Source organism: Streptomyces sp. NPDC101490, assembly GCF_044767145.1.
Classification (GTDB): domain Bacteria; phylum Actinomycetota; class Actinomycetes; order Streptomycetales; family Streptomycetaceae; genus Streptomyces.
Map to the genome: position 1 here is coordinate 612486 of NZ_JBIWNI010000001.1, position 21829 is coordinate 634314.

Annotated in this window: 17 protein-coding genes; 7 read left to right on the forward strand and 10 right to left on the reverse strand. The window is 73.1% G+C overall.

Annotation, left to right across the window (positions count from 1 at the left end):
- Positions 1-75 precede the first annotated feature (75 nt).
- Together ACIRQY_RS02410 and ACIRQY_RS02415 are read left to right on the forward strand one after the other, a co-directional pair.
- On the forward strand, positions 76-885 hold the full coding sequence (locus ACIRQY_RS02410; protein WP_403921832.1) for an IclR family transcriptional regulator: 810 nt from the start codon (positions 76-78) through the stop codon (positions 883-885).
- 179 nt (positions 886-1064) lie between these two features.
- On the forward strand, positions 1065-1535 hold the full coding sequence (locus ACIRQY_RS02415; protein WP_351784750.1) for a hypothetical protein: 471 nt from the start codon (positions 1065-1067) through the stop codon (positions 1533-1535).
- 81 nt (positions 1536-1616) lie between these two features.
- Here the strand turns inward: ACIRQY_RS02415 and ACIRQY_RS02420 are convergent, their stop codons facing one another.
- From ACIRQY_RS02420 to ACIRQY_RS02435, 4 genes are all read right to left on the reverse strand, one after another.
- The gene (locus ACIRQY_RS02420) at positions 1617-3059 is read right to left on the reverse strand and encodes a GH1 family beta-glucosidase (protein ID WP_403921835.1); all 1443 of its coding nucleotides are present in this window, start codon (positions 3057-3059) and stop codon (positions 1617-1619) included.
- A 61-nt stretch (positions 3060-3120) separates the two neighbouring features.
- The gene (locus ACIRQY_RS02425) at positions 3121-4050 is read right to left on the reverse strand and encodes a carbohydrate ABC transporter permease (RefSeq protein WP_403921837.1); all 930 of its coding nucleotides are present in this window, start codon (positions 4048-4050) and stop codon (positions 3121-3123) included.
- A 4-nt stretch (positions 4051-4054) separates the two neighbouring features.
- A complete protein-coding gene (locus tag ACIRQY_RS02430) occupies positions 4055-5059 on the reverse strand; it encodes a carbohydrate ABC transporter permease (RefSeq protein WP_403921839.1) in 1005 nt (334 codons plus the stop codon).
- Between the two features lie 101 nt (positions 5060-5160).
- Complete coding sequence (locus tag ACIRQY_RS02435; protein WP_403921841.1) at positions 5161-6492, reverse strand: ABC transporter substrate-binding protein; 1332 nt, start codon at positions 6490-6492, stop codon at positions 5161-5163.
- A gap of 392 nt (positions 6493-6884) precedes the next feature.
- Between ACIRQY_RS02435 and ACIRQY_RS02440 the strand changes: the two genes are divergently transcribed.
- Positions 6885-7907, forward strand: coding sequence for a LacI family DNA-binding transcriptional regulator (locus ACIRQY_RS02440; RefSeq protein WP_403921843.1), 1023 nt, complete (start codon positions 6885-6887; stop codon positions 7905-7907).
- A gap of 62 nt (positions 7908-7969) precedes the next feature.
- Here ACIRQY_RS02440 and ACIRQY_RS02445 read toward each other — a convergent pair whose 3' ends face one another.
- Complete coding sequence (locus ACIRQY_RS02445; RefSeq protein ID WP_403921845.1) at positions 7970-9715, reverse strand: glycoside hydrolase family 6 protein; 1746 nt, start codon at positions 9713-9715, stop codon at positions 7970-7972.
- A 16-nt stretch (positions 9716-9731) separates the two neighbouring features.
- A complete protein-coding gene (locus tag ACIRQY_RS02450; protein WP_403921847.1) occupies positions 9732-11213 on the reverse strand; it encodes a cellulase family glycosylhydrolase in 1482 nt (493 codons plus the stop codon).
- Between the two features lie 699 nt (positions 11214-11912).
- On the opposite strand from ACIRQY_RS02450, the gene ACIRQY_RS02455 reads away from it, so the two are divergent.
- A complete protein-coding gene (locus ACIRQY_RS02455) occupies positions 11913-12371 on the forward strand; it encodes a pyridoxamine 5'-phosphate oxidase (RefSeq protein WP_403921849.1) in 459 nt (152 codons plus the stop codon).
- A 507-nt stretch (positions 12372-12878) separates the two neighbouring features.
- Positions 12879-14033: a Cmx/CmrA family chloramphenicol efflux MFS transporter gene (locus tag ACIRQY_RS02460; RefSeq protein ID WP_403921851.1), complete on the forward strand. Its 1155-nt coding sequence runs from the start codon at positions 12879-12881 to the stop codon at positions 14031-14033.
- A 209-nt stretch (positions 14034-14242) separates the two neighbouring features.
- Here the strand turns inward: ACIRQY_RS02460 and ACIRQY_RS02465 are convergent, their stop codons facing one another.
- The 4 genes from ACIRQY_RS02465 to xylA all read right to left on the reverse strand — a co-directional run bounded on the left by ACIRQY_RS02465 (position 14243) and on the right by xylA (position 18388).
- Positions 14243-14881, reverse strand: a complete 639-nt coding sequence (locus ACIRQY_RS02465) for a lactate utilization protein C (protein WP_403921853.1) — start codon at positions 14879-14881, stop codon at positions 14243-14245.
- On the reverse strand, positions 14878-16317 hold the full coding sequence (locus ACIRQY_RS02470) for a lactate utilization protein B (protein WP_403921855.1): 1440 nt from the start codon (positions 16315-16317) through the stop codon (positions 14878-14880). The genes ACIRQY_RS02465 and ACIRQY_RS02470 overlap by 4 nt, the downstream gene beginning before the upstream one ends.
- Entirely contained in the window at positions 16314-17030 is a 717-nt protein-coding gene (locus ACIRQY_RS02475; protein ID WP_403921857.1) for a (Fe-S)-binding protein, read from the reverse strand. Before ACIRQY_RS02475 ends, ACIRQY_RS02470 begins: the two co-directional genes overlap by 4 nt.
- 161 nt (positions 17031-17191) lie before the next feature.
- The gene (gene xylA / locus ACIRQY_RS02480) at positions 17192-18388 is read right to left on the reverse strand and encodes a xylose isomerase (protein ID WP_403921859.1); all 1197 of its coding nucleotides are present in this window, start codon (positions 18386-18388) and stop codon (positions 17192-17194) included.
- Between the two features lie 328 nt (positions 18389-18716).
- Here xylA and xylB point away from each other — a divergent pair, with 328 nt between their 5' ends.
- Together xylB and ACIRQY_RS02490 are read left to right on the forward strand one after the other, a co-directional pair.
- A complete protein-coding gene (xylB, locus tag ACIRQY_RS02485; protein ID WP_403922282.1) occupies positions 18717-20195 on the forward strand; it encodes a xylulokinase in 1479 nt (492 codons plus the stop codon).
- A 367-nt stretch (positions 20196-20562) separates the two neighbouring features.
- Complete coding sequence (locus ACIRQY_RS02490; protein WP_403921861.1) at positions 20563-21774, forward strand: ROK family protein; 1212 nt, start codon at positions 20563-20565, stop codon at positions 21772-21774.
- Positions 21775-21829: the final 55 nt, after the last annotated feature.

Genomic DNA, 21829 nt, shown 5'->3' on the forward strand with positions numbered 1-21829 from the left:
CTGCGGCATGGTGGGGACGTGCCCGCGGCCGTGCCATCGGGGGATCCCGGCCGGGCACGGGAGTCAGGGGGACCCATGCGCACCATGGCGGAGAACGGACCGGCCGGAGACGACGGCCCCGGTGGCGGCACAGGCCCGGCCTTCGGCAGCTCGGAGGTCCGGCGGGGGCCCGGAAGGAGCGGGGGCCCGGCGCCGGAGCCCGGCGGGCCGCTCGTCCGGGCGCGCGGCCGGGGCGTCCTCGAAGGCGCGTTCGCGCTGCTCGACGCCCTGCGGCGGAGCGGCGACGAGGCCGGAGTCACCGAACTCGCGCTGGCCTGCGGAGTCCCCAAGGGAAGCGTCCACCGGCTGCTCGACCAGCTCGTCGAACTCGGCGCCGTCGAACGCCGGGGCAACCGCTACCGGGTCGGCCCGCAGCTCTACCGACTGGGCCAGGCATGGGAGCCGCACCCCGGACTGAGGCCCGCCGCCCGGCTCCCGCTCCAGCGGCTGCGCGCCGCCACCGGAGCCAGCCTGGTCCTCACCGTGCTGCGCGAGGAGATGGCGATCACCGTCGGTTCGGTGCCGGGCGACCTCGAACCCGTCCTGCCCGTCCGGGACGGCCTCGCGTTCCGCCTGGACACCGCCGCCGGGAAGGCCCTCACCGGACGCCTGCGCGGCGGACCCGTCCTCGACCGCGAGGACGTGCTGGCCGGAGTCTGCTGCGCCGCGCTCCCGGTCCGCACGCCCGACGGGCGCACGGTCGCGGCGCTCGCCGCCATGGTCCCGGCGGGGCGGCCGCTCGACGCGCTGGGCCGGGCCGTCGCCGAGGCGGGCGCCGCGATCACCCGCGCGCTCGGCCGGGGCGGCCCCCGGCACACCGTCCCGGTGACCGCGCCGGTGCTCTGAGGGGCGTACGCGGGAGCGGACGGGCGGCCCTGTTCCGTCCAGTGGAACGCGCGTAGAACGGGACGCGGGCGACGGGCACAGTGGTGTTCGTGCCGGGGGGAAACGGCACACCGGAACCGCCCCGGACGGGCGGTCCGGAACCACAGTCACACCAGTGACCCGAAGTGTGGGGGGACCACATGCGCAAGAACCGATTCGCCCGAGCCGCCGCCACCGCCCTTCTCGGGCTCGGCAGCGTCGCCGCCTTCGCCGGAACCGCCCAGGCCGAGCCGATCGACTACGTCCGGATCGAACTCCTCGAACTGCACTGCCAGCAGAACAGCGAGGGCGACCACGACGAGGCCTATCTGAAGATCACCGACGCCAACGGCAACGCCGTCAAGGTCTGGCCCGGCAACGGTGTCAAGTACCAGACCATGGGCACCGGTTACGTCCGCTCCATGGCCGACGGCAACAGCAGCGCGGCTCTCATCCTCGGCAAGCAGCAGGCCCGCACCCTGACCCTCTGGGACTACGACTCCTTCGGCGGCGACGACAAGCTCGGTGCCACCCTCGTCACCGGCACCGAGGTCGGCGCCGAGACCCAGTGGCGCACCGTCGAGGGCTCCGGGGGTGCCTACGTGATCGGCTACCGCGTCATCGACATCTGAGGCATCCGGCCGGGGCGCCCGGCGGACGAAGGGGGAAGGGCCGTGCCGGGCGACCGGCACGGCCCCTCCCCCCGCTCCGGGTCAGTCCGCGCCGGGGGCGACCAGCTCGCCCGACCGCGCCACCCTCCCGTACCAGCGGGCACTGGACTTCGGCGTCCGCTCCAGCGTGTCGTAGTCCACCCGCACCGCGCCGAACCGCTTCGCGTAGCCGTACGCCCACTCGAAGTTGTCCAGGAGCGACCAGAGGAAGTAGCCGCGCACATCGGCCCCGTCCTCGATCGCCCGGTGCACCGCCGTCAGATGCGCGTGGACATAGGCGGCCCGCTCCGGATCGTGCACCGAACCGTCGGGGGCCACCACGTCCTCGTAGGCGGCCCCGTTCTCGCTGATCACCAGCGGGAGTCCGGGGTACGCGGCCGAGAGCCGCACCAGCAGGTCGTACAGCCCGCTCGCGTCCACCGGCCAGCCCATCGCGGTCCGGCCGCCCGGCGCGCGGTGAAAGGCGACCCGGTCCGCGCCCGGCCACGGCGAGTGCGCGCTGTCGCCGTGCCCGTCGTCCTGCGGCTTCTCCGCCCCCTCGGGGACCTCCGAAACCACCGTCGGCGTGTAGTAGTTGACCGCGAGAAGGTCCAGCCGCTGATGCGCCGCCGCCGTGTCGCCGTCCCGGACGAAGGACCAGTCGGTCACCCGGGCCGTGTCGGCCAGCAGGTCCTCCGGATAGGCGCCCGCCAGCATCGGACCCAGCCAGACGCGGTTGCCGACCGCGTCGATCCGGCGGGCCGCGTCCAGGTCACCGGCGGAACCGGTCAGTGGACGCACCTCGTGCAGATTGAGCGAGACGGAGACCTGCCGGTCGGCGGGCAGCGCCGCCCGCAGGGCCTGGACGGCCAGCCCGTGCCCCAGATTGAGGTGGTGCGCGGCCCGCAGCGAGGCCACCGGGTCGGTGCGGCCGGGGGCGTGCATCCCGGAGCCGTACCCCAGGAAGGCCGTGCACCAGGGCTCGTTGAGCGTGGTCCAGCGGACCACCCGGTCACCGAGGGCGTCGGCGACGATCCCCGCGTACTCGGCGAACCGCTCGGCGGTGGCCCGCTCCGGCCAGCCCCCCGCGTCCTCCAACTCCTGCGGCAGGTCCCAGTGGTAGAGCGTGAGCGCGGGCTCGATCCCGGCGGCGAGCAGCTCGTCCACCAGCGCCCGGTAGAAGTCGAGGCCCTTCCGTACGGCCGGGCCCCGGCCGGTGGGCTGCACCCGGGACCAGGAGACGGAGAACCGGTAGGCGTCCAGGCCGAGTTCGGACATGATGCGGACGTCCTCGCGGAACCGGTGGTAGTGGTCCACGGCCACGTCACCGGTATGCCCCCCGAAGACCTTGCCGGGGGTGTGCGAGAAGGTGTCCCAGATGGACGGCGTACGGCCGTCCTCCGCCGCCGCTCCCTCGATCTGGTACGCGGCGGTGGCCGCGCCCCAGAGGAAGCCGGGCGGGAACGAGCGGGTGACGGTGAGCGGCCGGGTTTCGGACGCGGTCATAGGAGGAAGCTCCCAACGCGTGTGCGGGATGAGTACCGTGAGGGGGGTGAGGGGCGGCCGGTCAGCTCTTGACCGCACCGGCCGTGATACCGCCGACGATGTGCTTGCCGAGGAAGGCGAAGACCAGCAGCAGCGGCACGGTGGATATGAGGGCGCCGGTCAGCACGATGGCGTGGTCCACACTGTGGTTGCCCGCGCCGAGCCCCGCGAGCGCCACCTGGAGGGTGGGACTGCCGTCCGGGGTGAGCGCGATGAACGGCCAGAAGAAGTCGTTCCACGCCTGGACGAAGACCAGCATGCCGAGCACGGCCATCGCGGGCCGGGCCACCGGGAACACCACGTGCCAGATGATCCGGAGACTGTGCGCGCCGTCCATCCGGGCCGCCTCCACCAGCTCCACGGGCAGCGCCTCGACGAGGAACTGGCGCATGAAGAACACCCCGAAGGCGGCGACGAGCGAGGGCAGCACCACCGACTGGAGCTGGTCGACCCAGCCGAGTTCGGTGACGATCTGGTAGAGCGGGATGACACTGAGCTGCGGCGGGATCGTCATCGTGGCGACCACGAGCGACAGCAGCAGCCCACGGCCCCGGAAGGGGAGTTTCGCGAAGGCGAACCCGGCGAGCGTGGAGAACAGGACGGTGGACGCGGCCACCAGGCTCGCCACGATCGTCGTGTTGACCAGCGCCTCGCCCATGTCGACCTGGTTCCAGGCGAAGGTGAGGTTCTCCAGGAGGCGGGAACCGGGCAGCAGCGGTGCGGGGGCCTCCACCACCCGCTCGCCGGTGTGCGAGGCGGCGACCACGTTCCAGTACAGCGGGAAGAGCGACACCGCCGCCGCCACCGCGAGCAGGACGTACGTCAGGGGTCCGGCGTGGTGCTGCCGTCCGGCGGCCGGGCGCGTCCGGCGACCGCGCGGGGCTGCTGTCGGCGTCGATCGGGGCCGGTGGGACGGACGGTTCCGGCGTGGCGGGTCGAGAGTGCGGGCCATCGGGTCAGCCCCCCAGCTTCTTGCGGTGGTGGCGGGAGACGAGGGCCTGGCCGCCGCCGACGATCAGCAGGAGCAGCAGCATGACCCATGCGAGCGCCGAAGCCTGCCCCAGCGCGCCGGTCACCCAGCCCTTCTCGTACATCAGCAGGCTCAGCGTCTGGAACTGGTTGCCGCTGCCGCCGCTGACGCCGACGCTCCCGCCGTACAGCATCGGCTCGCCGAAGAGCTGGGTGGCGCCGATGGTGGAGACGACGATCGTGAACAGGACGGTCGGGCGGATCGAGGGGATGGTGACGCTGAGGAACTGGCGCCAGCGGGGGGCCCCGTCGAGCGCGGCGGCCTCGTACAGGTCCCGCGGCACGGCCTGCATCGCGGCCAGGTAGATCAGCGCGTTGTAGCCGGTCCAGCGCCAGACGACGATCGTGGAGATCGCGATCTGGGCGGGCCACCGGGACGCCTCCCAGTCGACCGGGCCGATCCCGAGCACATCGAGGAAGGTGTTGATCAGCCCGTAGTCGGTGTTGAACAGCTGGGCGAAGACCAGCGTCGCCGCCGCGATCGAGGTGGCGTACGGGGCGAGGACCGCCACCCGGAAGAAGCCGCGGCCCCGCAGCTTGTAGTGGAGCAGATGGGCGAGCCCCAGGGCCATGAGCAGCTGCGGGACGGTCGAGATCACCCCGATGGTGAAGGTGTTGAGGAGCGCGTTCCAGAAGAACTCGCTGGTCGCCAGGTCGGTGTAGTTCTCCAGCCCCTTCCACCGCGCGCCGCCGCCCAGCTCCACCCGGTTCAGCGAGAGCCAGCCGGTGTAGACCAGCGGGAAGAGGCCGAAGGCGGCGAAGGTGAGGAAGAAGGGAGCGACGAAGAGGTACGGGGCCGCGGTGACGTCCCAGCGGTAGAGGGCGCCGCGCAGACCGGCCGGGGCGGCACGGCGACCGCGCGGGCCGGGGGAGGAGGGCGGAGCGGAGGGCGGCGGTGAGCCGTCCGGCCGCGCCCGAACGGAGGTGGCCACGGGGGCGTCCTTCCAGGTTGATGCGGGCGGGGTGGTGCGGGCGGATGGTGCGGACGGTGCCGGTCCGCCGCGCTCGGGCGGCGGCGGACCGGGCACACGCCCTAGCGGTCGATCTTGTCGTCGATCAGCTTCTTGACGTTCTCCCAGGCCTTGGCCGGGTCGGTGCCGCGCTGCTCGATGTCGAGGATGCCGTTGTCGGTGAGGAAGGTCTTCACCTGGCCGTCGTAACGGCTGATCGTGGCGGGTGTGATCCGGTCCGCCGCGCCGGAGAAGATCCTGCCGACCGGGGTGTCGCCGAAGTAGGGCAGCCTGGCGTCCTGGACCGCCGGCGAGGTCAGGGCGTCCTTGGACGAGGGGATGTTGCCGTTGACCGCGAACACCTTGGCGTGCTGCGCCGGGGCGGTCAGCCAGGCGGCCAGCTCGGCGGCCTCCGCGGTGTGCTTCCCGGACTTCGGTACGGCCAGGAAGGCGCCGCCCCAGTTGCCCGCCACGGGCGGGGCGGCGATGTCCCACTTGCCCTGGTTGGCCGCGCCCGCCTGGTCCTTGATGATGCCGGTCATCCAGCTGGGGCAGGCGACGGTGGCGAACTTCGCGTTCTTGAAGGCTGCGTTCCAGGTGCCCTTCTCGTCGAACTGGCGCAGTCTGGCGGTGAGTCCGCCCCGCGCCGCCGCGACGGCGGTGTCCCAGGCCTTCTTCACACCGGGGCTGTTCTCCCAGTCGAGCGTGCCGCTCGCGTCGGCGTACTGCACCGGATCGCTGGAGACCACGGCGTTGAACAAGCCGCTCGCGGAGTCGTGGAAGGCGGTGCCCGCGGGCGCGTGCTTCTGGTAAGTCCGTCCGGTCTCCAGGAACTTGGCCCAGTCGCCCGCCCACAGCCTGCCGACCGCGTTCCGGTCGGTGGGCAGCCCGGCCTTGGCGAAGAGGTCCTTGTTGTAGCAGACGGCCATCGGGCCGATGTCGGTGCCTAGGCCGATGACCCTGCCGTCCGGGGTCGTCGCCTGCTTGACCTTCCAGTCGAGGAAGGCGCCGATGTCCGCGCCGCCCTCCTTGCTCAGGTCCACCCACTTGCCGGCCATGGACGGGCCCGTCGCCTCCGCGATGAAGCCCACCTCGACGGCCTGGATGTCCGCGAGACCGCTGTCGCGGGAGAGGCGCAGCTTCAGGGTGTCCCAGTACTTCTGGCCGTCGGCGACGTTCGATTCCTCGATCTTGATGTGCGGGTGGGCCTTCTCGTACTCGGCGTAGAGCTTGGCGCCGGTCTTGTCGTCGTAACCGAAGGAACCGAAGGTCCCCACCCGCAGCGTGATCCTTCCGTCGCCCCCGGCCCCGCCGCCGTCACCGCCGCAGCCGGTGAGCAGGGCGGTGCCGGTGATGGCGGCGGCGACCGCCGCGCTCGCCGCACGGCGTCCGCGTCTGCTGCTGGAAGTGCGCATTCCACTCTCCTCGTCCCCAGGTGGTGCTCGTGGTGCGCCCACAGGTCCGGTCGGCCGGTCGCGGCTCGGCGGCGTCCGCCGGGACCCGGTGCAAGGCTCTGCGCATCCCGGATGGGAGCGCTCCCACATCGCTGCCGGAAGGTTGCTGCCTGGCGGGTGCGGGTGTCAAGACATGAACACGGATTCGTTGCCGGGCGGTCTTCCGCGGGTTTCGCCGCCCTCGGCGGGCACGCCCGCGTCATCTCCTGAACACACCGACGCGACGGCCGGACTCCCTCTCGTGGTCTCCGTGGAGGCTCGTCGACTAGAGTGGGAGCGCTCCCACCTTGTTGTCCGTCCCGGACGGACACCGGGTGAGCGGCACGTCGTTCCATGAGGGGAGTGCGGGAGAGGTGAACGGACGTCGGACCGGCAGGCCCACCCTGGAGGAGGTCGCGGCCAGGGCCGGGGTCGGCCGGGGCACGGTCTCCCGGGTGATCAACGGCTCCCCCCGGGTGAGCGAGCGGACCAGGGTCGCCGTCGAACGGGCCGTCGCCGAGCTCGGATACGTTCCCGACCAGGCGGCCCGCGTCCTCGCCGGAAGCCGCACCGGAGCCGTCGCGCTCGTCGTCCCGGAGACCGAGGCCCGGCTCTTCGGGGAGCCCTACTTCCTGGACCTCATGCGCGGAGTCGGCTCGGAACTGGCCGATGCCGATAGGCAGTTGCTGCTCACTCTGGTCCGCGACGAGCGGGAGCGGCAGCGGTTCGAGCAGTACCTCGCCTCACAGCGCGTCGACGGCGTCCTGCTCGCCTCCGTCCACGGTGACGACCCGCTGCCCGACCGGATCCGCGCGCTCGGGCTGCCGGTCGTCATGAGCGGGCGCCGCTCGGAGGCCGAACCGGTGCCGTACGTGGACTCCGACAACATCGGGGCCGGACGGGCGGCCGTGGCTCGTCTGGTGGCGCGCGGCCGGAGACGGATCGCGACCGTCACGGGCCCGCCCGACATGTACGTGGCCCGCGCCCGGCTCGGCGGGTACCGGGCGGGGCTCGCCGAGGCGGGTCTGGCGCCCGACGAGGGGCTGGTGGCGGTGGGTGACTTCACGGAGGAGGGCGGTCGGCGGGCGATGCGGGAGCTGCTTGAGCGCAGGCCTGGTCTGGACGCGGTGTTCGCCGCGTCGGACGTGATGGCGGCGGGTGCGCGGGGGGTGCTGCGGGAGGCGGGGCGTCGGGTGCCCCAGGACGTGGCTCTGGTCGGTGTCGACGACTCCCCCGTCGCCCGGCTGATGGACCCGCCGCTCACCAGCGTCCGGCAGCCCATCGAGGAGATGGGCCGCGCGATGGCCCGGATACTCCTCCAGGACATCGCCGGGACGCCGGAGGAGCCCCGCCGACGGGTGCTGCCGACGGAGCTGGTCGTGCGCGCGTCGTGCTGAGGGCGGGACCCGTGGCCGGCCGGACGGGCGGGGGCCGGTCGGCCACGGGCTCCGGTGGGGCGCTACAGCGCCGGGTGGGCGTTCTTCATCAGCTCCTGGAACTGGGCGGAGAACCACCGGCCCGAGATCGGGGCGTCCGGCAGCGCCCCCGACATGCTGTTGCCGTTACGTGCGTTGCCCGTGTACGTCGGGTCGCACATCCGGTCGAAGCCCTTTCCCTCGTTGTTCGGGATCTCCTTGCTGGAGCCGTCGGACTCGCCCGGGGGCTTCACCCAGACGTACGCGTCGATGCCCGCGGCGGGCGCGGCCTGGGGCCGTTCGCCGAGTCCCGCGCCGGACTGGTTGCACCAGTTGCCGAGGTGGATACGCCGGTCGTACCGGCCGCCGTTGACATAGGTGTCGACGGTGGTCGTGGCACCCGCCGTGGTGGGACGGGCGGTGCCGCCCCAGCCGTTGCGGGAGGTGTCGATCAGCATGCCGAGGTTGCTGTCGAAGCCGAGCGAGACGAGTCTGGTCCGCATGGCCTGGGCGTAGGACAGTTCATCCGTGTACCGGTTCCAGTCGACCCACTTCGACTGGCGCACGGAGACGCCGTTCACGTTGTCGTCGATCCTGAAGTGGTCCTCCTTGAGGGCGCTGTAGTTGGCGGTGTTGACGATGAAGCCGTGGACGTCGGAGAGCGTGGCGCCCTCGGCGGTGGCCGCCTGCCGGAACAGTTCCGCCGAGGCGCCGAAGTTGTCGTCCCAGCCGAGCCAGCCGTGGTGGCCCGCGTCCACGTAGTTGTAGACGTTGCCGATCGCGCCGAGCTTCTTGAGGGCGTAGCCGACACCGGTGATGTAGTTGCCGTTGGCCTTCATCACATCGCAGTTGGCGGTGGCGGTCGGGCGTCCGCTGACGTTGGTGACGAGGTTGGGCAGCGAGTCGATCTCGACCGTGGTGACGATCCGGAGACCCGCGTACGTGGGGTCGGAGAGGATCGCGGCGATGGGGTCGATGTACTCGGTCTTGTAGCGGCCGATCTCGGTGGGGCCCAACTCGCCGTTGGAGGCGAGGGCGGCGCAGTCACGGCCGGGCAGGTTGTAGACGACGAGCTGGACGACGAGTTCGCCGGAGCCCTTCTGGCGCAGGGCCTCGTCGAGGTGGGCGCGCAGGCCCATGGAGGTGGTGGAGCCGTTGACGGCGGCGATCCGGTCCAGCCAGACGCCGGTGGGCTGGCCGGCGATCCGGCTGCCGCCGGGCTCGGCCGCCGCCTTGGCGGACCACTCGGGGTTCACGTACACCTTCGCCCCGGCGTACGGGTTGTCGGCCTTGCCGCCCGGCGGCGGGGTGGTGGGCGGGGTCGTGGGAGGCGTGGTGGGCGGGGTGGTCGGGGGCTGTGTCGGCTCGGTGGTGCCGTTGCAGACGACCCCGTTGAGCCGGAAGGTCGCGGGGACGGCGTTGGTGCCGCTGTACGAGGCGTTGAAGCCGAAGGACGTCGAGCCTCCGGTGGTCAGGGTCCCGTTGTAGGAGACGTTTTTCGCGGTGACCGCGACGCCGGACTGGGTGATCGTGGCGTTCCAGCCCTGGGTGACCTGCTGGTTCCCGGCGTAGGACCACTCGACGGTCCACGCGGCCACCGGGTCACCGGTGTTGGTGACGGTCACGTTGGCGCCGAAGCCGGAGTTCCACTGGTTGGTGACCTGGTAGTCGACCTTGCAGCCGGGGGTGGCGGCGCCCGCGTCCGCCGTGCCGAAGACGGTGGCGGTGGCGCCGGTGGCCGTGACGAGGCCGAGGGCCGCCAGGAGGGCGGTGCGACTGGTGCGGCTCATGCGGGATCTGGTCCTTTCAGGGGGTGAGGGCGCGCAGGTGGTCGCGCAGCCCGATGCCGAATGCGGTGGGAGTGCCGTCGTACGAACTGATCAGCGCGGGACCCGAGGCGCAGTTCCAGGTGTTCCAGGTCCAGCCCAGATAGGAGAGGCCGCGGTCGTCGAACCACTTCATGACGCGGTCGACGAATCCGTGTCCGCAGGTGTTCTCGCCGATCTCGCCCGCGAGGAGGGGGACCTGGGCGGCCACCGGGGCGAGGGTGTCGTTCCAGCACGTCTCGTCGGAACAGGCGTTGAAGTTGTAGACGTGCCAGGCGGCGGCCAGATTGCCCGCCGGGTCGGTGGGGCGGTACGTGAGCCACTGGCTCAGGTCGTTGGCGTACGCGAGACCGGGGACGAGGACGAGGTTCCTCGATCCCGTGGCGCGGACGGCGTCCACCAGGTCCTGCATCCCCGCGACCTCGTAGCCGATGCCGGGGCAGGCTCCGCCGTCGCGCCAGCAGGACCAGGCCTGTGCCGCGGTGGGCGTCGCCCGGTCCGGATAGGGCTCGTTGAACAGGTCGAAGACCACCCTCGTGTCGTTCTTGAAGGTGTCGGCCACCGAGGTCCAGAAGTCCGGGGTGTACCGGGCGTCCGGCATCGGCTTCTGGCAGGTCGCGTGGACGTCCGCGCAGCCCGAGGAGTTCCCGGTGTACTGGCCGTACGTCCAGTGCAGTTCGACCACCGGCGTCATGCCGTGCGCGAGGACCCTGCCGACCAGCTCCTTGACGGCGGCGATGTAGGAGGCGCCCCGGTACTCGGGTCTGACGTTGTCCAGGCCGAGCCAGCACTCCTCGTTGAGGGGGATGCGGACGGTGTTGGCCTTCCAGTCGGCGATGGCCCTGACCGAGGCGTCGTCCACGGGGCCGTCCCAGATGCCGTGCCCTTGGACGCACATGAACTCGCCGCCGGAGCGGTTGACGCCGAGGAGGCGTCGGGTGGCGCCGTTCTGGTCGGTGAACCTGTTGCCGGACACGGTGAGTTCGGGCGCGCCGGAGACCGGGACGGGTGTGGTCGGGGGAGTGGTCGGCGGGGTCGTGGGTGGGGTGGTCGGAGCTGTGGGTGTGGGTGTGGGAGTCGGGGTGGGGGTCGGGGTGGTCGTGCACGGTGTGCTGTTGAGCGTGAAGGCGGCGGGTGCCGTGTTGGCGCCCGACCAGGAGGCGAGGAAGCCCGTCGAGACCCTCGCGCCCGTGCCGAGCGCCGCGTTCCAGCTTTCGTTCACGACGGTGACGGCGGTCCCGGACTGGGACCATCCGCCGCCCCAGCCCTGGCTGACGGTCTGCCCGGAGGGGAAGGCGAAGCCCAGCCTCCAACCGTTCAGTGCGGGGCCGTCGTTGGTGACGGTGACGGAGCCCTGGTAGCCGCCGGCCCACTGGCCGACGACCGCGTACTCCACGGTGCAGGCGGGTGCGGCCACTGCTCCTGAGGCCGTACCCATGAGGGCGAGAGCGGTGCTCGCCATGGTGAGCGCTGCTCCGGAAAGCAGCGCGGACAAGCGTGGTGGATGGCGCATGAGCGAGTCCTCGCAGCGAGGGCACACCTCTGGCGGTGTGCCGACCGGACGGATTCGCTCCCACTGGTCGGGGCAGACCGTAGCGCCAACTGATGCCAAGCAAAAGAGGGGTTGGGTAAATTTCCCGTCGATTGCCTTCGACTCTTCGTGTGTCTTGACGCCTTTGCGTCCCCGCTGCACAGTGGGAGCGCTCCCACTGGTTCAGAGCTTGTTCCCCGGATCCCTTCCGCTCTTCGCTTCCCCCGACCTCACGAGCCGCGAGGAGAACCATCCCCGATGCCCTGCACCCGCCCCGGAGGGCGACCACGCGGACGACCGACCGCCCTGACCGACGTGCTCCCGTCCTTCCCGCGAACCCGGGCCACAGCTCCGTCGAGGGGTGCGCGAGACGACGCTCGCCCCGCGCTCTGGCCATGCTCGAATCCTCGCTCGGGTCCTACGCGGCTTGCCGCGCCCGCCACTCGGTGTTTCCGAGGCCCCTTCCGGCCGCGCCGGAAGGGATCGGCGCGGTGGCGGGTGGTGAGCTCTCGTGGGCATGTGCGTGCGACGCGGGCTGTCCGGGGTCGTGCCCGACCGCCGTACGCCTGGCCGTGGCGTACGGCGAGGCTCCCCGTCTCCGCCCCGGTGACGGGCCAAAAGGTCGGGGGCATGACGAACATCCCGACGGTCCGTGGACCCGAGCAGCGCAAGAAGGACCTTCTCGACCGGCTGACGGGGGAGGCCGACATCTGGGTCGCCTCGGCGAGTCCGGACGGACTCCTGTACCTCGTCCCGCTCTCCTTCCTCTGGGACGGCACGGACATCTGGCTCTGCACCCGTCTCACGAACCCCACGGGCCGCAACCTCAGCACCGGCGGACACGCCCGCCTGGCGCTGGGACACACCCGGGACGTGGTGCTCCTCGGTGGCGAGGTGACGACCTTCCGGGGAGAGGACGCGCCCGTCGCCGCGATCGATGCCTTCGCTGCCAAGTCCGGTTGGGATCCGCGTGGTTCGGGACCCGCGTACATCTGGTTCCGTGTCCGCCCCACCATCGTGGAGGCCTGGCACGAGGAGCCCGAGATCACCGGACGCAGGCTCATGACCGACGGGGCTTGGACGGTCTGAGACGACCTGACGGACCCCTGACGGACCCCTGCCCGGTCGGACCCCGGCCCTGACGGACTCTGGCGGACCTGCCCGGGCCGGGAGTCGGCGCCCGGGGCCCGGTGCGGACGCGATCCGGTGTCGGCGGTGGGCGATGGGACCGCCGTGCTGGAGTGGCGGGCCGGGGCCGGGAACCGGTGTGCTCCGGACGGTGAAGTCACGTACGATGCCCGGCATGTCGAGCCCCGAATCAGCCAGGGTGGGGGCCCTCGGTCACACCGTCGGCCCCCTGCACCCCTGACATCCCGAACCCGGCCGCGCCGGAGCCCCGGTGAGTCCGGTGGCACCCTCGGTGCTCCGGGTGGCCTGGACGATCCGGACGGTCCGTTGCCGGACGGTCCGGTAGGCCGGTGAGCCGCCCCCGCCCGTAAGGGCCGACGGGGTGTGCTTGCGCGGGGGTGGGTGCGCCGACGGTGGTGACGAGACGTCGTTCTCGTATTCCGCCGTCCCACCCCGGAGTCGTTCTCGATGCCCCTTCCTCTGTATCTGCTCGCCCTGGCCGTCTTCGCCATGGGCACCTCGGAGTTCATGCTCGCCGGGCTACTGCCCGCCATCGCCCAGGACTTGGACGTGAGCGTCGGCACGGCCGGTGCGCTGACCTCGGCCTTCGCGGTCGGCATGGTCGTCGGCGCGCCCCCGGCCGCCGCGCTCGCCCGCGACCGCTCGGGGCGGAGCGGACTGCTCTGCTTCGTCCTGGTCTTCCTCGCCGCCCACGCCGTCGGAGCCGTCACCGACAGCTTCGCCGTACTGCTCGCCACCCGGGTCGTTGCCGCTGTCGCCAACGCGGGCTTCCTTGCCGTCGCCCTGACCACCGCCGCCGCGCTCGTGGCGCCCGAGCGCAAGGGCCGCGCGCTCGCCGTCCTCCTCTCCGGGACGACCGTGGCTACGGTCGTCGGCGTCCCGGGCGGCGCGCTGCTCGGCGGCCTGCTCGGCTGGCGCGCCGCCTTCTGGGCCGTCGCCGTGCTCTGTCTGCCCGCCGCGATCGGCGTCCTCCGCGCCGTACCCGCCCGCCCCCTGCTCCCGGAGCAGGCCGAACGGCCCATGATCCGTGCCGAGTTCGCCCTGCTCCGCCGTCCTCGGCTGCTCCGGGTCCTGCTGGCCGGGGCCCTGGTGAACGCGGCCACGTTCGGTGCTTTCACCTTCCTCGCCCCCGTGGTCACCGGCCCCGCCGGGCTCACCGAGCGGTGGGTCCCGGTCGCCCTGGTCCTGTTCGGGGCCGGGTCCTTCGCGGGCGTCACGGTCGCCGGGCGGTTCGCCGACCACAGCCCCGGCAGGGTCCTTGCCGTCGGCGGCCCGCTGCTGCTCGCGGGATGGCCCGCCCTTGCCCTCGGCGCGGGGCACCCGGTCGTCCTGCTCGTCCTCGTCCTGGCGCAGGGCACCCTGTCGTTCGCGCTCGGCGGCACCCTGATCGCCCGCGCGCTGTACGAGGCGGAGGGCGCCCCCACCATGGCGGGGGCCTACGCCACCGCCGCCCTCAACGTGGGCGCCACGGCCGGTCCGCTCCTCGCGGCGGCGGCCCTCGGTACCCCGGCGGGGGTCCTCGGGCCCTTCTGGACCGGTGCGGCGCTGGTCGCGGTCGCGCTGCCGGTGGCCCTGGCGAGCATCCGGAAGAACCCCGCCTGAGCCCGCCGACAGGAATTACGGCTCGGAGTCCGCCATCGGGAGCCCCGGCGCGGGGGCCCGGTGGCGGCGCCCGGCCGGGCCCGGGCCCGGCGGATTCCCGGGCGGCGGCAATCTTTGTGCCCCGGGCTCCGGCCGTCGCCGGGGCGGCCCGGCCACCCTGCCCCTGGGGACCCGGCGACCCGGCCACCCGGCCACCCGGTGGCCCGGTCTCAGGCTTCCGGCGTCACCAGGACGACCTCCAGGGTGCGGGGCCCGTGGACGCCCTCCACCCGGTCGAGTTCGATGTCGCTCGTCGCGGACGGGCCCGAGATCCAGGTCAGTGGCCGTTCCGGGGCGAGCCGGGGGAGCGCCTCGGGGACGGAGGCCACGACCTGGTCCGGCGCCCGGACGACACAGAGGTGCAGGTCGGGTACGAGGGTGAGGGCACGGCGGCCCTGCCCGGGGCCGCCGTCCAGGACGATCGTGCCGGTCTCGGCGATCGCGAGGGCACAGCCGGTCACCACGGCGTCGGTGCCGTCCAGCTCGTACGGGGTGAGCCGGGGCGTGTCGGTCAGCCGCTCGGCATCGGTCCTGGCGAGCCACTCCTCGGGCAGTCCCGGCGGTACGGCGACCGTACGGACCCCGTGGTCCGTCAGGAGCCGGGCGATGAGCCCGGCGAGGCCGTCGGGTGCGGTGCGGTGGACATGGGCGCGGTACTCGGTGAGGTTCTCGTGGAGGAGGCCGAGGAGCGCGTCGGGGCTCTCCGTGCCGTGGCGGACGCGATAGGTCCGGGGGACGTCCGGGGCTTCGGGCGCGTCGGCTACGGCGGCCCTGATCCGGGCGAGGACACGGGCGCGGGAGTCGGTCATGTGCGGTTCCTCTTCCACCAGTCGCGGAACGGTTCGGCGGGCAGCTCGGGCAGATTCCGGTGCGCGGACCACTGGCGGGCGCCCGGTCCGGGAAGCCGCTCCGGGTGCAGCGCGCGGGTGGCGGAGGCGAGCCGTTCGCCGGTGGCGAGGACGGCCGGGTGGTCCAGCACCCAGGACGAGACGCGGATCGCGGCCCGTTCGAGCCGGTGTCCCTTCCCGCCCCGCCCGGCGACCCGGGTGCGCAGGTGCACCAGGACCTCGGGGATGTCGATGGCGACCGGGCACACCTCGTAACAGGCCCCGCAGAGCGTGGAGGCGTACGGCAGGGAGGCGTCGATCTCGCTGGTGGTGCCCCGGAGTTGGGGGGTGAGGATCGCGCCGATGGGCCCGGGGTAGACCGAGCCGTACGCGTGGCCGCCGGCCCGCTCGTACACCGGACAGACGTTCAGGCAGGCCGAGCAGCGGATGCAGCGCAGCGCCTGCCGTCCCACCTCGTCGGCGAGGACGTCGGTGCGGCCGTTGTCGAGCAGCACCAGATGGAAGGCGGAGGGTCCGTCGGCGTCGGTCGTGCCGGTCCAGGTGCTCGTGTACGGGTTCATCCGTTCTGCCGTCGAGGAGCGCGGCAGGGTCTGGAGGAAGACTTCCAGATCCCGCCAGGTCGGCACGACCTTCTCGATGCCGACGACGGAGATCAGGGTTTCCGGAAGCGTCAGGCACATACGGCCGTTGCCCTCGGACTCGACGACGACGAGGGTGCCCGTCTCGGCCACCATGAAGTTGGCGCCCGAGACGCCCACCTTCGCCCGCAGGAACTTCTCCCGCAGGTGCAGCCGGGCGGCCTCCGCGAGTTCGGCCGGGTCGTCCCCGAGCTCCTGGGGTGCCGGACGGCCCCAACGGCCCATGCGGTCACGGAAGATGTCCCGGATCTCGCCCCGGTTGCGGTGGATCGCCGGTACCAGGATGTGCGAGGGCCGGTCGTCGCCGAGCTGCACGATCAGCTCCGCGAGGTCCGTCTCGTAGGCGGCGATCCCCTCGGCCTCCAGATGCTCATTGAGCCCGATCTCCTGGGTGGCCATGGACTTGACCTTGACGACCTCGGTCTCGCCGGTGGCCCGGACGAGTCCGGTGACGATCCGGTTGGCCTCGGCGGCGTCCGTCGCCCAGTGCACGGTTCCGCCCGCCGCCGTCACCGACGCCTCCAACTGGACGAGATAGGCGTCGAGATGACGGAGCGTCCGGTCCTTGATGACCTTCCCCGCCGCGCGGAGTTCGGTCCAGTCGTCGAGCTCGGCCACCGCCCGCGCCCGTTTGTCACGGATCGTGTGGGTCGCGTGCCGCAGGTTCGCGCGCAGCGTCGCGTTCCCGACCGCGACCCGTGCCGCGTCCGGAAACGCGGGCATGCCCACGAAGGTGCCGGGTGTTCTCCGCTCGGTCATCGCCAGGGCTCCTCTTCGGTGCTCGCCAGGACGTCCGCCAGGTGCACCGTGCGCAGCGGGGACCCCTGCCGGTCCAGCATCCCGCCCACGTGCAGCAGACAGGAGTTGTCCGCGCCGCACAGCACCTCGGCGCCGGTCGAGAGTGCGTGGGCGATCTTGTCGGCGCCCATCGCGGCCGACACGTCGGGATTCTTCACGGCGAACGTACCGCCGAAGCCGCAGCACTCCTCCGCGCCCGGCAGCTCCACCAGCTCCATGCCCTCGACCGCCGAGAGGAGCCGCCGGGGCCGGTCGCCGAGTCCGAGGAGCCGCAGCCCGTGACAGGACGGGTGGTACATCACCCGGTGCGGGAAGTACGCGCCCACATCGGTCACGCCCAGCACGTCCACCAGGAACTCGGTCAGCTCCAGGACGCGCGGGGCCAGCTCCGCCGCCCGCGCGCCGAACGAGGGGTAGTGGTGGCGGACCATCGCCGCGCAGGAACCCGAGGGGGTGACCACGTACGCGTACCCCTCGAACGCCCGGACCGTGCGGCGCACCAGCGGTCCGGTCTCCGCGCGGTAGCCGGTGTTGAACTGCGGCTGCCCGCAGCAGGTCTGCGCGGCGGGGAAGTCGACCTCGACGCCGAGGCGTTCGAGGAGCCGTACGGTGGCCACCCCCGTCGCGGGGAACACGGCGTCGTTGACACAGGTGACGAAGAGGGCGACACGCATCACGATTCCTCGGGGACGGGGACGGGGACGGGGACGGGGACGGGGACGGGGACGGGGGTCTCGCGGGACCGGCCGGGCGCTGTGTTCGGCGCGCGGTGCGTAGTCTGGCAGGGCCGGGCGCCCGCACCGGGTCGCGCCGTGCCGGGCCCGCCGCACCGGGCTCAGCGGACGCCGAGCAGGTGCTCCAGGGCCAGTTGGTCGAGGTGCTCGAACGCCATGGAGCGCTCCGCCGCGGCGTCCGGGTCGAAGGTCTCGTACGCGGAGGGGTCGGCGAGCAGCCCGGCGAGACCGTCGGGCGCGGTGGGCACGGCCAGCTCCGGCAGCCGGGAGGCGGCCAGCGCACGGCCGACGTCCGGGTCCGCGCGGAAGGCCGCCGCACGCTCCCTGAGGATCAGATAGGTCCGCATGCAGTTCTTCGCGGCCTCCCAGACCCCGTCGGCGCCGTCGGTCCGCACCGGCTTGAAGTCGAAGTGGCGCGGCCCCTCGTACCCGGCCGTCTCCAGCAGGTCCACCAGCCAGAACGCCTGGCGCAGATCGCCCGCCCCGAAGCGCAGGTCCTGGTCGTACTTGATGCCCGACTGGCCGTTCAGATCGATGTGGAAGAGCTTGCCCGCCCACAGCGCCTGCGCGATGCCGTGCGGGAAGTTGAGCCCCGCCATCTGCTCATGGCCCGTCTCCGGGTTGACCCCGACCAGTTCCGGACGCTCCAGTCGCTCGATGAACGCCAGCGCGTGCCCCACGGTCGGCAGCAGGATGTCGCCGCGCGGCTCGTTCGGCTTCGGCTCGATCGCGAACCGTAGGTCGTAGCCCTGCTCGGTGACGTACTGGCCCAGCAGGTCGAAGGCCTCCTTCATCCGGTCCAGGGCGGTCCGCACGTCCTTCGCCGCGCCGGACTCGGCACCCTCGCGCCCGCCCCAGGCCACGTAGACACGTGCGCCGAGCTCGGCGGCGAGGTCGATGTTCCGCAGGGTCTTGCGGAGGGCGAAGCGGCGCACGTCCCGGTCGTTGGCGGTGAAGGCGCCGTCCTTGAAGACGGGGTGGGTGAAGAGGTTCGTGGTCGCCATCGGCACCGCGAGACCGGTGCGGTCGAGGGCCGCGCGGAACCGCCCGACGGCCGTGTCGCGCTCACGGTCCGACGCGCCGAAGGGAATCAGGTCGTCGTCGTGGAAGGTGACGCCGTACGCGCCGAGGGCGGCGAGCCGTTCGACCGTCTCGACCGGGTCGAGGGCGGGGCGGGTGGCGTCGCCGAAGGGGTCGCGGCCCTGCCAGCCGACGGTCCACAGGCCGAAGGTGAAACGGTCCTCGGGGGTGGGGCGGAAACACTCGGACACGGCGGGTCCTCCTGCTGGCGCAGTCATTTGTTTTCTGGGATAACTAATCTCGCCCAGTCATACGCCACGGCGCCCCACGGCGCCAGCCCCCGGTGAGCCCCGGAGCCCGGAGCCCCGAAGCCCGGAGCCCCGAAGCCCGGAGCCCCGGATCCCGGAGACGAGAAGAGGTGAGGACGTGCCCGCCGACCGCTCCGACACGCCCATCGGCCACGCTTGCGCGCCCACGGACCCTTCCCGCGTGCCAGAGGCGCGCGCCGACATGCCTACCGCCCGATCCGTCGAATCCACCAGGCCATCCACCAGGCCGTCCACCGGGCCGTCCACCAGACGCGCCCGGTCCGGTGCCCGCCCCGTCGTGATCGGGGTGGACAGCTCCACGCAGTCCACCAAGGCCGCCGCCGTGGACGCCGACACGGGCGAACTCCTCGCCCTCGGCCGCGCCCCGCACACCGTCACCGGTACCTCCGGCGCGCGCGAGAGCGACCCCGAGCAGTGGTGGACGGCCCTCGGCACCGCCGTCCGTACCGTCGTCCGCGCGGCGGGAGTCCCGGCGGCCTCCGTCATCGGCATCGCCGTCGCGGGACAGCAGCACGGACTCGTCGCCCTCGGCCCCGGCGGGCGCCCCCTGCGCCCCGCGCTCCTGTGGAACGACACCCGTTCGGCCCCGCAGGGCGCCGCGCTCGCCGCCCTGCTCGGCGGGCCCGCAGCCTGGTCGGAACGCACCGGATCGGTCCCCGCCGCCTCCATGACCGCCGCCAAGTGGCAGTGGCTGCGCGCGCACGAACCCCACCACGCGGCCGCGGCCACCGCCGTCCGCCTCCCGCACGACTTCCTCACCGAACGCCTCACCGGCCATGCCGTGACCGATCCCGGAGACGCGTCGGGAACCTGCTGGTACCGGACCGGCGAGGGCCGTTACGACCCCGAGGTCCTCGACCTGATCGGCCTCGATCCGGCCCTGCTGCCCGCCGTCGTCCCCGGCGGGGCCACCCGGGTCGGCACCCTCACCCCGGCCGCCGCCGAGGCCCTGGGACTGCCCGCCACCGTCGCCGTCGCCGCCGGTACCGGCGACAACATGGCCGCCGCCGTCGGCCTCGGCCTCGGTGCGGGCGGACTTCTGGACCACCCGGTCGTCAGCCTCGGCACCTCGGGCACGGTCTTCGCCGCGACCCGCGTCCGCCCGGCCGATCCCGCGCTCGCCGGATTCGCCGCCACCGACGGCACGTACCTCCCGCTCGGCTGCACCCTCAACTGCACCCTGGCCGTCGACCGGTTCGCCGCCCTCCTCGGCCTCGACCGGGAGGAGGTCCTGCCCGGCGCCGACAGCGGGGTCGTCGTCCTGCCGTACCTCGACGGCGAACGCACCCCCGACCTGCCCCACGCCGCAGGACTCGTCACCGGCCTCCGGCACACCACGGACCCCCGGGCGGTGCTCGGTGCCGCGTACGAGGGCGCCGCCTTCACCGTGCTGCGCGCCCTCGACGGGCTCCTCGCCGCCTGTGGCCTCGATCCGGCCGATCCCGCCGTACGGGACAGGCCGCTGCGTCTGGTCGGGGGCGGCGCGCGCGGACGGGCCTGGACCGAGACCGTGCGCCGCCTCTCCGGCCGCCCGCTGCTCGTCCCCGCCGCCGACGAACTCGTCGCCCTCGGCGCGGCGGCCCTGGCGGCGGGCGCGGCGACCGGCGCCGATCCGGTGGCGCTGGCGCGCGACTGGGGCACGGGCTCGGGCCGGGAACTCCCCCCGGTTCCCAGGGACGAGGCGACCTGGAACCGCGTCGAGGGCGTCCTCTCGGCCGCCGCGCCGACCCTGCTGGCGGGTGGGGAGACGAGATGACCGGCCTGCCCTCGGACCGGTCTGCTCTCGGACCGGCCTGCCTCCCCCCGGACCGGACCGGTCTACCCCCGGACCGGGCCGCCTTCGCACCGGCGCGGCCTCGGCCCGTCACGTTCGGGCCCGGTCCCGGCCGGGGTCCTCAGCCCGCCCGGTCCTCGGCCCGACCGGAGCAGCGCCTCAGCACCGCCCGCCGCCGAGTCCCGTCTCCGTCCCCGCCGCACCCCCTTTTCCTCCCCGTCCCGCCGCCCACCTTGCCGCCGCCGGATCGGCCGTACCCCCGCCCCGCGCAGCCTCTTTCCCGGCGTCTCCCGCCCCCCGTCCCCGGCGTTCCAAGTGAGCGAAAGGGGCGACTAGGCTCTCGCTCACCATGAATCAGCCCACGGAACCCAAGGCCGACAAGTCGGGAGTGCGCAGGCACAACCTGAGCCTCGTCCTGCGGACCGTCCATGACGCGGGCGAGACCACGCGCGCGGCCGTCGCCGCCCGGGTCGGCCTCACCCGGCCCGCCGTCTCCTCCCTCGTCGAGCAACTCCTCGACCTCGGACTGCTCGTGGAATCGGGCAAGACGTTCAGCGGGCAGGCCGGACGGCCGGGCACCGTCCTCAAACCGGCCGACACCGGGCCCGCAGGACTGGGCGTCGAGATCAGCGTCGACTACGTCACCGTCCGCGTCCTCGACCTGACCGGCACCGACCGCGTCCGCCGCACCGCGCGCCTCGACAACCGCGCCGCCGACGCCCCCGAGGTCCTCACCCGCGCCGCCCGGCTCGCCGCCGAGGCACTCGACACGGCCGCCGAACGCCACCTCATCCCGGCGGGCGCCGGACTCGCCCTCCCGGGACTCGTGTCCGGCGGCACCGTCCGCCAGGCCCCCAACCTCGGCTGGTACGACGTCCCCGCCGAACGCCTCTTCGGCGAGGCCCTCACCGCGCTGCGCCCGGCCGCCGAGGGTCTCGCGCTGACCTCCGACAACGAGGCCAACATGGCCGCCCTCGCCGAGCTGTGGTCCGGCGGACCCGGCGCCCTCCGCACCTTCCTGCACCTCACGGGCGAGATCGGCGTCGGCGGGGCGATCGTCGTCCACGGTGAACTCCTGCGCGGCGCCCACGGCTTCGCGGGCGAGATCGGCCATCTCGCCGTGGACGCGGCCGGCCCCCGCTGCCGCTGCGGCGCGCGCGGCTGCCTGGAGCAGTACGCCGGACAGGCGGCGCTCCTCGCGGCGGCAGGCGCGCACGGCGTCCAGGACCTGACGGACCGCGCCCGCGCCGGGGACGACCGGACCCTGACCGCGCTCGCCGACGCGGGCCGGATGCTCGGGCGGGCCCTGTCGGGCGCGGTCAACCTGCTCGACCCGGAGGCGGTCGTCCTCGGCGGCAGCTACCCGCAGTTGATGCCATGGCTCGTACCGGCCCTGACGGAGGAACTGTCCTCCCGTGTCGTCTCCGGCCTCTGGACCCCGGAGTCCGGCCGTCTGCGCCCCGCCTCACCCGCCACCGACGCCTCACGGGGCGCGGCCTCCCTCGTCCTCCACGACGTCCTGGCCGACCCGCTGGCCCACGCGAAGCCCTCGGGCACCTGACCGGGAGCCCGACCGGGCGGCGGACCCGTACGGGAAGGGTCCCCGTACGGGAAGG